This window comes from Spirosoma koreense, assembly GCF_054777875.1.
In genome coordinates this window covers 495,000-508,871 of the sequence record NZ_BAAHAC010000022.1, presented here as the reverse complement: position 1 = coordinate 508,871, position 13,872 = coordinate 495,000, and the positions used below count along the sequence as shown (strand labels likewise).

At 49.1% G+C, this 13,872-nt stretch carries 10 protein-coding genes; 2 read left to right on the top strand and 8 right to left on the bottom strand.

The window, feature by feature from the left end:
- Positions 1–129 precede the first annotated feature (129 nt).
- The gene (locus tag ACYVC2_RS15550; protein ID WP_461103365.1) at positions 130–1,137 is read right to left on the bottom strand and encodes a tail fiber domain-containing protein; all 1,008 of its coding nucleotides are present in this window, start codon (positions 1,135–1,137) and stop codon (positions 130–132) included.
- Positions 1,138–1,773: 636 nt separating this feature from the next.
- The gene (locus ACYVC2_RS15545) at positions 1,774–2,643 is read right to left on the bottom strand and encodes a tail fiber domain-containing protein (RefSeq protein WP_461103364.1); all 870 of its coding nucleotides are present in this window, start codon (positions 2,641–2,643) and stop codon (positions 1,774–1,776) included.
- Between the two features lie 469 nt (positions 2,644–3,112).
- Here ACYVC2_RS15545 and ACYVC2_RS15540 point away from each other — a divergent pair, with 469 nt between their 5' ends.
- A complete protein-coding gene (locus tag ACYVC2_RS15540; RefSeq protein WP_461103363.1) occupies positions 3,113–3,778 on the top strand; it encodes a TlpA family protein disulfide reductase in 666 nt (221 codons plus the stop codon).
- A gap of 234 nt (positions 3,779–4,012) precedes the next feature.
- Here ACYVC2_RS15540 and ACYVC2_RS15535 read toward each other — a convergent pair whose 3' ends face one another.
- Positions 4,013–4,267 carry a hypothetical protein gene (locus tag ACYVC2_RS15535; protein ID WP_461103362.1) on the bottom strand — a complete coding sequence of 85 codons (255 nt, stop codon included), beginning with the start codon at positions 4,265–4,267 and terminating at the stop codon, positions 4,013–4,015.
- A 250-nt stretch (positions 4,268–4,517) separates the two neighbouring features.
- On the opposite strand from ACYVC2_RS15535, the gene ACYVC2_RS15530 reads away from it, so the two are divergent.
- The gene (locus ACYVC2_RS15530) at positions 4,518–6,152 is read left to right on the top strand and encodes a PQQ-dependent sugar dehydrogenase (protein WP_461103361.1); all 1,635 of its coding nucleotides are present in this window, start codon (positions 4,518–4,520) and stop codon (positions 6,150–6,152) included.
- A 197-nt stretch (positions 6,153–6,349) separates the two neighbouring features.
- On the opposite strand, the gene ACYVC2_RS15525 is transcribed toward ACYVC2_RS15530, so the two are convergent.
- The 5 genes from ACYVC2_RS15525 to ACYVC2_RS15505 all read right to left on the bottom strand — a co-directional run bounded on the left by ACYVC2_RS15525 (position 6,350) and on the right by ACYVC2_RS15505 (position 13,737).
- Entirely contained in the window at positions 6,350–8,275 is a 1,926-nt protein-coding gene (locus ACYVC2_RS15525) for a glycoside hydrolase family 97 protein (protein ID WP_461103360.1), read from the bottom strand.
- Between the two features lie 589 nt (positions 8,276–8,864).
- Positions 8,865–10,427, bottom strand: a complete 1,563-nt coding sequence (locus ACYVC2_RS15520) for an FAD-dependent monooxygenase (protein WP_461103359.1) — start codon at positions 10,425–10,427, stop codon at positions 8,865–8,867.
- 52 nt (positions 10,428–10,479) lie between these two features.
- Complete coding sequence (locus ACYVC2_RS15515) at positions 10,480–11,070, bottom strand: TetR/AcrR family transcriptional regulator (RefSeq protein ID WP_461103358.1); 591 nt, start codon at positions 11,068–11,070, stop codon at positions 10,480–10,482.
- Positions 11,071–11,625: 555 nt separating this feature from the next.
- A complete protein-coding gene (locus tag ACYVC2_RS15510; protein ID WP_461103357.1) occupies positions 11,626–12,801 on the bottom strand; it encodes an FAD-dependent oxidoreductase in 1,176 nt (391 codons plus the stop codon).
- Between the two features lie 78 nt (positions 12,802–12,879).
- Positions 12,880–13,737, bottom strand: coding sequence for an AraC family transcriptional regulator (locus ACYVC2_RS15505; RefSeq protein WP_461103356.1), 858 nt, complete (start codon positions 13,735–13,737; stop codon positions 12,880–12,882).
- Positions 13,738–13,872: the final 135 nt, after the last annotated feature.

Genomic DNA, 13,872 nt, shown 5'->3' with positions numbered 1-13,872 from the left:
CGGTCGTCGCCGTTATCGGAATGGTCCAAATTGACCAGAATCCCGGGGCTGCTGGTGTTAGGGCTTTTTGTCTTTGCCAATAACCCCTCAAGATAAAGCCCGGCAGTTATAGCGAAGCTGTTGAATGAACTACTGTTTCAACAGGATGGTCAGTTGCTTCTTGACCTGCTCCATGTCTGATTTTAGCGAAGCGGTATCCTGTTTTAAGGCCGTGTTTTCTCCACGTAGAATATTGTTCTCTGCTTCCAGCTTTTCTACTTCCTTGATCAGGGCCTGAATGGCGATCAGATTAACCCCATCGAAATCCGCCTGATTGATGCTCTTGTCTTCGCCGATCGTTCCGAGTTGATCGTGCCCAAAGGCAGCAAAGAAGTCTTGGGCCATCGGACCATAGTGCCGGTAGAGCCGGGAATCCTGGCCTTTGTAGTTCCAACTGCCCAGCCGCATCTGAGCAATCTTTTGAAGAAAGGATATGCCATTGGCCGGTCGGAAGTTTTCTTTGCGGGTCGAGTCAGAAAGTGTTGACCAGGCATTATTGTTAGACGTCAACCGTACACCTATCGCCGAGGCTTGATTGCCAGGGTCACCACTATAAAGCATGTAGCCTCCCGTAAAGCGCATCATCATCTGATTCCCGGCTGTATTGGAATAAGTAGTGCCTGAGTAATCACCAATGATAAAGGAACCTACCTTATCGGCGGTTGACACGTTATTGCCCATCGCCGTGGCATTATCACTACTGGCGGTCGCGTTGAATCCTAAAGCAAGTGTGTTGGGGCCACTGGCTACTGACTGGGTACCTAAGGCAATGGCACGGACATTGGTGGCCATAGTCCGAAAGCCAATCGCCGTAGCACACTCGCCACTCGCTACGGAATTATAACCCGCTGCCAGCGAATAGTAGCCCAGTTGACTAGTATCCCACTGAGTACCGTCAATATAGCCTGCTCTAAAGGCGCTTTTGGGGGCATTCCATTGAAGTTTGCTGCCTGAGCCGGACAGGTCGTAGCCAAACAGGACATTCTTGCCCGCGGCTACGTTAAAAAACGCATTGGGCGTGGTTGTGCCAATACCTACCTGAGCGTACAGGCTGGCTCCACTTGTTACCAAGCAGACAGCGAGTAGAACTTGTTTCATACTGAAGAGTGATTGAGAAGTCTAAAAATCTACCAAAGGACAGCGTTATAGCAGTCCTGATCACGGGTGGTAGCCTACCAGGAGGTAAGTTGGGTTTGTTTTAGGAAATGCCGGGGGAGTTTTGAGTGAACGGTCAAAAGAAAAGCCCTGGTCTCCAGGTCAGCGCAATATATGCCTTTCGAATAATGTACATAAGGCTACCTACAGCGTACTTATTCGCCAATCGAAGGAGCAACGACTTAGGACACCCTCAGCCAGTAAGCACGATTGATAACAGCCAATTACCAGAAATACCTATAATTTTAATAATCAGACAGTTGAGCTAAAACACGGTTTGGAACCGTAAGTAAATACCGGTAGAAACGGTATTATACCATAAAGTGTTGTATAGCATCTGTAGCACGTTTGCACTACATCTGTAGGGCATTTATAATCATAAAAAAACTGAGCCAGACCATATGCCCAGCTCAGTTCTCCGCTTTACCCAATATGGCCCTTTAGGTATTGTCGCCCTGCTCGGAATAATCTAGGTTGATCAGCAGTCTGATGCTACTGGTGGGGATGCTTTTTGTTTTCGCTAATAAATGACCTCACATGACAAAGCTCCGCTAATTATAGCAAAGCTGTTTGATCGACTTACTGCTTCAGCAGCGTGGCTAATTGCTTTTTGATCTGCTCCATATCTGACTTTAACGAAGCGGTTTCACTCACCTGTTGTTTAAGCGCTGCGTTTTCGGCTTCCAGCTTTTCTACCTTCTTAATCAAGGCCTGAATGGCGATCAGATTGACTCCATCGAAATCTGCTTGATTAATACTTCTATCCTCACCGATCACGCCTAATTCATCATGACCAAAAGCGGCAAAGAAATCCTGGGCCATGGGTCCGTAGTGGCGATATTGCCCCGCATCCTGGCCCTTATAATTCCAACTACCCAGGCGCATCCTGGCGATCTTTTGCAGAAACGATGCGCCGTCTGCTATCCGGAAGTTCTCTTTACGAGTCGAGTCAGAGAGTGTCTGCCAGGCGTTCCCACCGGAAGCAACTTTAACGCCAACAGTTGATGCCTGTTGTCCATTTGATGAGGTGTAAAGCGTATAGCCCTCACCAAAGCGCATCACCATTTGATTAGCACCAGTCGTAGTAAAGAGGACTCCCCCTGTATCACCAAAAATAAACGAGCCCACGTTATTATTTGTGGACACATTGCTACCCATGGCAACGGTGTTAAAACCACTAGCCGTGGCTCTCACTCCCGTCGCGAATGAGTTGACACCTACCTGGTCAATGTCCCATTGTGTGCCATCGACATAGCCCGCTCTGAACGCTCCTTTACTCCCGTACCAGATCAGCTTGGTACCGACTCCCGAGACGTCTTTTCCGAAGAGAACGTCTTTCCCATCGGCCACATTGAAGAAGGCTTTGGGAATGGTCGTGCCAATACCCACCTGAGCATAGAGGTTCATCGAACTTACTAGTGATAAGACCGCCAGGACAACTTGTTTCATGCTGAAAAGTGATTGAATAATTAATATAAAATTTCTCAAGGGTAGCCCCATATTGGCTCTTGGCTTCAAAGGGAGTATACCTCGAGGTAAGTTGTCTCTGTTTTGCCCAGTCAAGCGGAAGTTTTGAGGAAACGGTCAAAAGAAAAGCCCTGGTCTCTAGGCCAGCGCAATGTATGCCTTTCAAATAATGTACATAAGGCTACCTACAGCGTACTTATTCGCCAATCGAAGGAGCAACGACTCAGGACACCCTCAGCCAGTAAGCACGATTGATAACAGCCAATTAACAGGAATACCGATAATTTTGATAATGACTTAGTTAGCTCACGAAATGATAGTTATAAAAGCATATTGAACACGCCCTAAAGAACAAGTTAGTCCTATGCGGTATATCCCATCGACTCCCGGCTTATTAACCTAATGATGATCATACAACAGAATTAGCAGCTATATCTAAATGTAAAATCCTATGCCCCCCCTCTTCGTATCGATATTTACAGGGCTTGTCTGTCTGCAACTAAGCACTTCAATGAGCTACGCTCAAAGCAATACCTTAGAACAGTGTTTGAAGACATTGAATCAAACTGTGTATGCCATTAACCAAAGCCGAGTGCCGAATCAACAAGCTCTCTTCCCAACTTTAGATCCCACTTATCAAAAGTATAAACAGTCCTGGGAAACCTGGTCAGACTGCGTGAAAGGGCATAAAGCTCCTTTAACCGCTTTCCAAACGCTGGAGGGGGAGTTCTATGACTCAGCCGCTTTGTCGGGGAAGATCTTAGTAATCAACTTTTGGTCGACTAGCTGTGCTCCCTGCGTGGCTGAAATGCCTGCGTTAAACAAGCTGGTCAAAGACTATCAGGGCAGGAATGTTCTTTTCATTGGTTTTGCTGGCGATCGAGCAGCCAGCTTGACGCCTACTTACTTTCAGAAGCATCCTTTTGCGTTTAAAGTTGTTGCCGAAGCGAGACCCCATATGCTTCCTTTTTACAGCAATGTTCTGCCTACTACTTATATCGTGGATCAGCAAGGAGTCATTCAGAAAGCCTGGGTTGGCAACGAGATGGATCAGACGGGCCCCTATTATAAGGCTAAATCAGTGATCGACGAGCTATTGACAGCAGTTGGTAAGTAATTGGAGACTTGCCTAAAGATCACTCAGCTATTAGATCAGAACCGTTACGATTCTGAGGCTAGCACTACTCTTCCGTTTATATGAAACGGCGACTAGTGAGTTCGGATTTTTAACGCCTAAGCTGATTTTTGTTTATTTGCAGCTACTAATCTATGTTAATCGCTATTCGTAACTAGCTGTCCATTTTGAAACGACTTTACTTCTCATTGACTTGTTATTTGCTAATCACCGCTACTAGTCTGGAACGTTGAGTGAATTGCCACCCGTAATAACAAAGCCATCCAATTCGGCCGTAGCTGTCAATCCATCGGGGTTATTTATAACATGATAGCTGTTGCTGGCCAACGTACCATCTGCGTCAATATCCCCGGATAACATGGTCGTATAGCTGGCCGGTGCACGCTGAGAGAGGTCCGGATTTCCAATAGCTGGAAAGCCTCCTAAGCTGCTTACCCCGTTTTTCAAACTAAAGCTTATGTCTCTATCCATAGTAGAAGTAGGCTTGTATGTACCCTCGCCTACCCAGACCTGAGGATCAAGACATAAGCAACTAAGGTCAGCCCAAAAATTAATGATACGTGCGGCTGACGGGGCAAGTGATCATCATGGATAGATAAGATTAGGTATGCAACTTGAGTTTAACCCATCAATACTTGTACAAAGGTTTGTAGATTTCTTAAGCAAGGATGAACATCGGCCTTACGATTAAGGCGTATTCTTAATTCTTTCTTTAGCAACAATGCGTACTTTGAAAAAAGATTACGTGATGGAAGCACGAACGATTATCATTTGGTACCTTCTATGGGCTGGTTTGCTGTTCATGGGGTCGTCCTTGCGGGCTCAGCCCCCCAAAATCCAGCTGGAATTAGTAGCCAGTGGCCTCACGCGCCCCACCGATCTGGCCATCATCGATGCCAACACGTTTCTAGTCTCCCAGACGGATGGAAAAATCAGGCTCGTTCGAAGCGGGGCCGTCCAGCCGACACCCTTTCTGGATATCAGCGCCAAAATCAGGGACCCCACCTGGGAAGGCATCTTTGGCATTGCCCTACACCCCGATTTTGCCACAAACGGGTATGTGTATGTTCACTACTCTCGTAGCGATCTGACGTCGGTCTTCGCCCGCTACACCCGAAAAAAGGACAATCCCGATGAGGCTGACTCCCGTTCGGAAATGATCTTTTTAACCATTCCCTATCCCGCTGGCGGACACCGTTCCGGGCGGATGGGGTTCGGGGCGGATGGCTATTTATATATCACAACCGGCGACTCCTCGTCGGGTGCACGAGGGCCCGTCAGCGAGGCCGATAAAGTAGCCCAGCTACTGGCACAAAACCTGCAGGATTTACATGGGAAACTGCTGCGGATTGATGTAAACCAAGGTAGTCCGTACGCCATCCCACCCAGCAACCCGTTTGCCGATCCTAACGACGGCGTGCGTGACGAAATATACGCCTGGGGCCTTCGCAATCCCTGGCGCTGGAGTTTCGACCGGCAAACCGGCGATTTCTGGGTCGGTGATATTGGCCAGGATGGTTGGGAGGAACTCAACGTTACTCCAGCTACGAGCCCGACACCTCAGAACTACGGCTGGCCCTGTTTCGAAGGCACTCACGCTTACGCGAGCAATTGCCCAACCAATGGTCCTTATCACATGCCCTTGCTAGACTATGCGGGCTACGATCATAATGGCGGTCAATCCGTCTCAATTACCGGCGGGTTTGTCTATCGAGGATCAGCCTACCCCAACCTTCAGGGCTGGTACGTATACGCAGACTACGCAACCGGCGCATTCTGGACACTAAAGCGAGAGGCCGATGGCACATTTGAGAACATTGCGCAGGCTGTCGGCGTAGCCACATCGCCTGTTTCATTTGGCGAGGGCCCCAATGGCGAACTGTACGTGCTGTCGCTGGGCGATGGGAAACTCTATCAGGTGAGTAGCCCTTCTCCCGATCTGAGTCCGGTGGTTTATGCTCGTCCTTCTTCTTTGGTGGGGACTAAGCCTTTCACCGTGGTCGTCGACATCTTCGAGCTGAACGGGGTGTCTACATCTGGACCCATTCAGGTCAAAGTCTCTAAAGATGCCAACGTGAGCTTAAGTTTCAATCCTATGGCAAGTACAGTAGGGGGTCGGTCCGTCGCAAACAACACCTGGAACTTTACGGGCCCTTTAGGGGGCTTTTATACACTAACTACCACGAAACAGCTGGCTCCAGGTGAAGTGCTGAGCTTTGGTCTGGAGGGCATCTGCAGTGGAAGACCCGTGAATGGATCCTTCACGCTGAGTTCAGTTATTGTGGCAGGCAGTGGTGGAGAAGGTGAGGTGACCAACAACACAGCTGCCAACAAGGTCGACTATCTTCAGCCGTAGGGTCAATGGCAGAAGTCTACGTATTCGACCAGACAGACTCCGCTCTGAGCCACCTATATTAGCTCGTTTGGAACGCAGGCGTTGAAAACACGATGAAATAGCTTTCAAGCTTATTGCGAAACCGCGCGAGTCAGCAAGCTTGACACCATGCAACCAGCGCCTTACGTAGCAACGACTACTAACTAACTCGACCAGGCTTACTCATTAACAAACTGGATGATAAAGCCTCCTTTAGGAGCAAAAGCGTACTGCCAGGCAGAGGTGACTGGATAGGTTTCCGACGTAAAGCTCATCAATGGATCTGCGCCTTCCCTAATCACTCTAAATTTAGAAAAACCCTTGGCATACTTGGCCAGATTCAGGTTGACCGGAATTGATTTATTTGTACCGTTTATTCCCACAATGTAAGACAGCCGGTCCTTCTGACGAGCGAGAATGATCTGCTCCCCCGGCTCAGCCACAATACTTTCCGTTTTATCCCAGGTGGCGGGCATGTCTTTCAATAATTGCCGAACCGGCCCAGGGAGTGAATCGAATATCTCTTTTGAATCCGCAAAATCAATAATCCCCGACGTATAGATCATAGCCGTAGCCAGCTCATGAACCGCCGTGTTTAGCCGGGGATATTTTCGGATGGTCAGGGCAAACGGGGTGTAGTCCGTAGGGCCGGCTACATTTCGGGTGAAGGGCAGTACGGTATTCTGCTCGGCGGCTTTGTCGGGATATCTGGATTCATAAAAATAATGCTCCGTTCCCAAAACCGCTTCGGCTGTCATGAAATTGGGCCAGGTCCGATGCCAGCCTCTCGGAACGGTCGTGCCATGAAGGTTGACCAGCAAATGCTCGTTGGCAGCATCCTCAAAAAGTGACTGGAAACAGGCCATCACCTCCTGCCGGTCTGAACACCAAAAATCGATTTTAACCCCTTTGACGCCCATTGCTGCCAGTTCTTTGAAGCGCTTTCTTCTTTTTTCGGCGTCGAAATAGGCGGCCGAATAGGCCCACACCATGGGTTTGATCCCCTTGGCGGTCGCTTTCGCAATGATTCCCCCTTCGGTGTTGGCTTTCTCCCAGCCAGCATCAAAGAGCGTATAGCCGAACCCAAAAGAGCTGGCAAGATCCGTGAATTGGTTATATATGTCCGGGGAATGATCCTCGGGATGGGACCACCACGACCAGGTGGCTTTGCCCGGTTCGATCCAGGATGTATCGTCCAGCTTAGAGGCAGGAGCCAAATCGGTAATCAAGCTTGATAGCAGGATGTCCCCGGCCTGGTCGCCAATGATAATTACCCGCCAGGGCATCGTCCAGGGCAGCTTCGATGTCGGATGATTGTTGTCAGCCAGGGGAAGGTTGTATTTTTCGTCTTTCTCAGCAAAGGCAATTTTATATAGTCCACCTCTGGAGTCGGGTTGCAAATGACAGCCTGGAAACGATCCATCCGTTCCGGACTCGGCCAGTAGCACCCAGTTTTTGTTCTCATTTACCTGAAACAAAGCAGGCATACACCACCCTACCGACGGGTTACGGGGATGACTGATTGAGTCGCCGGGATGTACGCTGAGGTAAAAATCTTCATAGCCCGGGGTAACCTTTCCCGCCTTGTTATACGGCTGCAACCAGCCCTTGGCCTTTTTTTCGATCTGAAAGCCCGTCCGCTCGTCGTTGATCACCCGCATGGTATTTGCCTGATCCGGAAACCGGTAACGGAACGCAACGCCCTCCTGGCCGGTCACCAAATCAATGATCATCTGCGCGCCCGTCTTATTCTTAAACGTGATACTCCTGGTTTCAAAAGAATGATCTATCGTTTTGACGTTACCCACTTTCAGGTCGTACTTCTCCCTTCTTACGCCAGTGGGTGAAACCTTGACGAGGGAGAGTCCATCCGTAAAATTCTGATCGTCGCAAGTCAGGCCAAGCGGAGAATCGGCAATAATAAGTTTATCCCGGTGTGTTACCCGGTACTGGATTTCCCCTTTTTTGGTCAAAGACAAGCTGATTGAATTTGCACCCAGCTTCGAACTGAGGCTCATCGATTGGCTGGATGCGTTAAAGCTGCTGAAAAGAAAAATGGCGCCGGCTAAAAAAGGAGGGCCTTTGTAAATCAATACATTTCTCATTCTACTGATTAGGGTCGTAGTGGCAACGCGGGGCGTCTCTTAAAAAAATAGGTTAAACCTAAAGGTGCTTATTCTCATCAATAAGCGGATTTGACAAAAATACGTAGCCTTGGCTTTTTAGCGGTGCAGGCACTCATCACCCCTATCAGTATCGAGCAAACAGGCTATCTAGTGGCCAGGGATAGAATCTAGTCAAAGCCGCCCGCATTGGATCAACCTTCTATTTTGGAAGGCGGTCTGCTATGATTTATACTTGTAGTAGTTACTACTTACCCCAATAGGTTGACTCGAACCCTATCTAGTCAAGCCCCTACGCTACAAACGGGGCGCCAATGAATTCAGTGAAAAAAGCAACCGAAGTCAGACCAACAGCCCTATTCTATACCCGTAGCTGTGAATCGGCGAAAGAGACTGATCGGCAGGAATTAGCCAACTCAACCCGTTTGGCTCACTAAATGAGAGCTGCACTTTATTATTTAAAAAGCAAAGGTTTGAACGTTCCTGGTCATAAGGAGGAGCTTTTCAGGAGACAATGACCAATCAACGCGTGGTACGACGGGACTATACAGATCCCTTTTGGCCAGTAGCCTCAAGGGGCCATCAGTTGATCTACATACCTCAATAGTGCCTGTGTCTGAGCGGTATCACCAATAAAACCAATATAGCCATCGGGGCGTACTAAATAAATGAATCGATCCTGTGATGCGTATGCTGAACCGAAAAAGCCTTCTGCATCAATCCAGCCGTTCGCATCTGTACCACCTGCTTGCTGGACTATTCGAACTACCTTGATAGTACTATATAGCCTGGTAAGCTGCGTCAATTCTTCCATCGCCACGTCGGCGGTGTACAATAGCGTGAAATGCGGGCCTCTGAACAGGTCGAAAAGCCGTATCCGACGCCCTTTATCGTCCAGTAAGGGGGCATCAGGAGCACGATCACCCGCCTGTATGGGTACGGGCAGCGACGTGGCTTGTTGACTCAGGCGACTAAGCCTATAGTTGAGACTCAACTGAAATCGTTCGGTATCATCCGGCAAGGCACGCTGGAGACCCTGAAATTTATCCAGCAGTTTAGTACTTAACTTTAATACCGCAGCGGCTACCGGCAACCGTTCCTGTTGGTAGGTTTCCAACAGAGTAGGGTTTGCCCCCTGCAAGACCAGACCCAGTTTCCAGCCCAGATTGTAGGCGTCCTGCAGACCCGTGTTCATCCCCTGCCCACCGGTAGGCGAATGCACATGAGCCGCATCCCCGCCAATCAAGACGCGCCCAATAACTGACCGGTCCACCATGCGGATATTGACCTTAAAGGATGAAAGCCAGGTAGGATCGTACAGCTCAATGGCCATACCCGTCCGTTTCTGGAGAATCTGCTGGAACAACGCCAGGGTGGGCGTGGCCTCAAAATCGGGGGCTACCTGGGCGGCCATCTGAAAGATGTCGGTTTTGGCAAAGGGCGTAAGCGCTAAAAAGCCGTCGGGATGGTGCTTCCACATGTGCGTATGCGCATGGTCCAGGGCATCGGTATGTACATCCCCAACCAGCATCCGGACCGCTTCCCGGGTTTCACCGGCAAAGCCCACTTGCAAAAACTTCCGCACAAAGCTACGACCGCCGTCGGCGGCAACCAGGTACAGACAGGTGATCTGCCCCGGTACATTATCCTGTAAAACGGTTGCCGTAACCCCATCGTCGTTTTGGTCGATACTGATCAGCTCGGTGGCCAATTCGACATACTTACCCCCTGTCGCCAGTTGTTTCCGGAGGGCCGCTTCAATCTGAAACTGAGGAATCCAAAGGGGTAAATAGGGCTTGTTGGGTGTAGTGGTCAACCCCTGGTGGAGATCTTCCTCTTTGAGTACGGTAGATCCCTCATACTCCCAAACGATCGGATGCGAGTAACCATAGGGCATGAGTTCATCGATCAGGCCTAAATCATCGAACACCTCCAGCGAACGGGGGGTCAATCCTTTTCCCCGCGAGCCGGGAAAATAAACGGGCGATTTGTCAATGATCCGGAAGTGAACACCCCGCCGTAGCAGATCACAGGCCAGGGTCAGCCCCGTTAAGCCAGCGCCAACGATCAGCACCTGGGTATCGGTACGAGCTGAATTGATTTCATTTCTGGTTTTTATTGAATTTGTTTTCATCAATTTAGCGAATTGAAATACCGACCATTCGGTATGTAATAGCGAAAAAAATTTATTCTTCGATTAACCCATAGATCGAATTCCAGGCCGCCGATACTTTCGCTTCAAACGCGGTCGTATTGTCGGTCATGATCAAATGGATCACGAGGCCGTGGCTCGTATCAATAAAGAGCCGGGCCAGTTGCTCATCGGGTAAAGTCGTTTTGATTTCCCCACTGGTTCTGGCCGCTGCGATGATGTTCATCCAGGCCGCTAAGGCTTTCGCTTCATGACGGTTGATCTTGGTTTTGAAGTCAGGAACGATGCGCATAGCTTCGAAGAGCAACGAGTAATGATTAGCCCCAAACATTAGCTCCGGAGTTAGGATCGTATCCCTTACTTTTCTGGCTTCCTGAAAATAAGCATCGAGGAACTCCCGCAGGCTAGTCTGGGAAAGCTGGGTAAACTCGACGGTAGCAAACCGCTCGATATATAAATCAATGGCTGCTTCGAAGATTTGCTGCTTGTTTTTAAAATAATGGAAGAAGGCTCCTTTCGAAAAACCGGTCTTTTCCATCAGTTCCTGAAAGGTGACGGCCTTGTAGCTTTTTTCGAGAAATAACGTCAGAGCCGTTTGAAGAATGTGCTGTCTGGACTCTTCCATATTAGATACCGACTGTTTGGTATGTAAAGATAGAGAGAGTTTTTCAAAAGTCAATCAAACCAGGGCCTCTCGGGCAGTGAATCGACAAATCACCGGTGGCCTGGCCATTTTTACAAACGAACCATGGGTGCGCTGAACACAAACAGGCTTTCCGCGCCTACAGGAAGGTGTTGGCCAACGATAAGGAATTGAACACCCAAATCGTTTTCATAAAAACAGCCACCCTATTTTGAAATAATACGGTTATTGGAACAAGGCATGACTTCTCCTCCATACTGACCTATGGCCCGGCCATTACCTTGGCAGAACTAGATAAAACAGCGATTTATGGGACATTGGTGCGGCTACGGCCCAGCGATTACTGGACGGCGGAGCCACAGCCTTTCGGCACGCTCTCGCCCTGAGCAAACGCCTGCCGGGCTCACCAAACACCTGCTTACAGACAGGCAACGATTTTTCGTCTGACTTTAGAAAGCCGTTTATGAACCGGTGTAACCGAAGTCACGGCATCCTGTTCCTACCATCTTGCAGGTGAACTTATCACTGATCTATTTTTTAGTTATTCTGTTGTAGCAGTTCCTGAACCGAGGCTTCAGAGGGCGAAGCAAACTCCTTGATTCCTTTCAGTGATTCATCTAAAAGAATAACCGCTCTAGCCCACATTTGGCGCTCATACGCTGCGATGGCCGCTTGTAAATGGGTAAATTTGCCATTGGTTAAACACTCGGTTAAATCCAGAGCATCCAGCATGGCCGTATTGACGCCTTCACCCGATGGAGGCATTAAATGAGCCGCATCCCCGATCAGGGTGAGGTTGGGGTTAACAGCCCAGGGCTGGTCCAGGGGAAAGTAAGTCAATGGTCTTGGTACAAACCGGGAACAGGCTTTGAACAGGGTATAAAATACGGGATTCCATCCCTCGTAAAAGTCAACTAAATACGCATACACTTCGTCGGGGCTGGTAAAATCAATCCCACTGGTTTTAACCCAATCTTCAGGGTATAGCGATGAGGCATAAAAGGTTAACCCACCATCCCCTCTGGGTTGAGCAGCAATGGATTTCCCCACGCCTATGGCCATCAGATTGGCCTTGTCGACCAACTCATACATGGCTGGACAATCAGTTTGGGGATGATCGATCTCACCCTGAATGATCGTGACCCCCGAATACAGGGCTTTAGCATCTGTAAGATAAGGGCGGATTTTTGACCGGTACCCGTCTGCCCCGATGACAATATCTGCCGTAACTGTCGTCCCATTCTTAAAAGTAAGGTGCCAGCAGGAAGCGACCTCCGTCATATTCGTCAACTGACTGTTCCAAATGACGGTATCCGGTAGAAGTGAATCGACTAATATATTCCTAAGGGCTCCCCGGTCGATCTCCGGCCGGAAGTGTTCATCCTCAAAATCAGCATCCATCCCTTGAGCCTGTTCATCGACCCAGATATTGGCGTGCTGATCCAGCGAACGAAACTTATCAGCTCCGATCATGTAAGCCGCTTTAAAGGCCTCCAGCAAACCAGCTGCTTTTATCACTTTCAGGCCTGAGTCAGCGTGCAGGTCAACGATGGCCCCCTTTACCCGTGCTTCGGGGCTATTGTCCCGTTCATAAACCTTGACATCCGCCCCTTTTAGCTGTAAAAGCCGGGCCAGTGTCAAGCCACCAGGGCCCCCTCCAACGATGGCTATCCGTTTGTTTTCAAGTACGTTTATCGCTTTCGACGTGTTCATTATTTGTATCCTTTTCATGGGTACAAAGGAACTGCCGACGGAAAGGATACAAAAAACCGATACGCAGTAAGTATAGGACTAATCGAGGTTTTTGCCCCGGAATGCCAGGGGGGTCATGCCAGCAACTTTCACAAACAGCCGGACAAAATACGAGTAATCCTCATAGCCCAGTTCAGCGGCTATCTCCTTGACCGATAGTTCGGAATGATGAAGCAGACGCTTGGCTTCTAACACGATACGCTGCTGGATATGATGCGAAACCGAATGCCCCGTTGTCGTTCTGACGCACTCGTTGAGGTAAGCCGTCGATAGGTTTAATCGTTCAGCGTAGCGTCCTGGGCTTTTTATTGTGGTAAACCCTCGTTCCAGTTCGGACTTAAACGCTTTGGTAATCATTTCCACTCTGGAGTAGTGATGGGCTGGCTTAGCCTGGGCCAGATACTGCGAAGCCACCAGGGCGACTAAGACATTACAGCTTTCTTTCAGTATCGGAACGTATAGTTTCTCCTGCTTGCGGTGGAAAAGGTTCAGGCAAAGCGAAGCGGTTTGCGAAAGAATGGCTAGCGCATCTGTTTGCAGCGGTATGGGACCGACGGGCGTGAGTTCGTCCAGTAGGTGCTGGTACGCCGGCAGAAGATTTTCCTGAGTGACGATCAAACTGCTGGTGGTAGCGTTTTTAAACTCAATCAGCCGATGAACTTGATTGGGGTGCATGTACAAAACAGCGGGGGCTACTACCTGATAGGTCTGAAAGTCAATCTCGATATGAGTAGCTCCTTTTTCCTGCACGATAAAGGTATGTCCGCCATCTCGGTGAGACCGGGTTACTTCCTTATTATTGGGAGACCCATCGAACGACGATCGGATAATGATTATTCCTTCGCCAACTCCAGTCGGCAACGTGTTAACAGGAATATAGTTATTTTTTCTGGGCATCGTTTCGACGCCACAAAGCTAATGTTTCGGCTTATATGTCAAGCCCTTCAAGAGGGGCCGTATTCGATGTAGTGCGTAGTACTTTGTGAGATACTATAACCACTACTGATCGTGGATACCTGGCCTGGTCTCCTC

Bases quoted from the DNA above. Each gene is read 5' to 3' on its own strand.
- ACYVC2_RS15550 (WP_461103365.1), bottom strand. From the start codon at position 1,137: ATGAAACAAGTTCTACTCGCTGTCTGCTTGGTAACAAGTGGAGCCAGC.
- ACYVC2_RS15545 (WP_461103364.1), bottom strand. From the start codon at position 2,643: ATGAAACAAGTTGTCCTGGCGGTCTTATCACTAGTAAGTTCGATGAAC.
- ACYVC2_RS15540 (WP_461103363.1), top strand. From the start codon at position 3,113: ATGCCCCCCCTCTTCGTATCGATATTTACAGGGCTTGTCTGTCTGCAA.
- ACYVC2_RS15535 (WP_461103362.1), bottom strand. From the start codon at position 4,267: ATGGATAGAGACATAAGCTTTAGTTTGAAAAACGGGGTAAGCAGCTTA.
- ACYVC2_RS15530 (WP_461103361.1), top strand. From the start codon at position 4,518: ATGCGTACTTTGAAAAAAGATTACGTGATGGAAGCACGAACGATTATC.
- ACYVC2_RS15525 (WP_461103360.1), bottom strand. From the start codon at position 8,275: ATGAGAAATGTATTGATTTACAAAGGCCCTCCTTTTTTAGCCGGCGCC.
- ACYVC2_RS15520 (WP_461103359.1), bottom strand. From the start codon at position 10,427: ATGAAAACAAATTCAATAAAAACCAGAAATGAAATCAATTCAGCTCGT.
- ACYVC2_RS15515 (WP_461103358.1), bottom strand. From the start codon at position 11,070: ATGGAAGAGTCCAGACAGCACATTCTTCAAACGGCTCTGACGTTATTT.
- ACYVC2_RS15510 (WP_461103357.1), bottom strand. From the start codon at position 12,801: ATGAACACGTCGAAAGCGATAAACGTACTTGAAAACAAACGGATAGCC.
- ACYVC2_RS15505 (WP_461103356.1), bottom strand. From the start codon at position 13,737: ATGCCCAGAAAAAATAACTATATTCCTGTTAACACGTTGCCGACTGGA.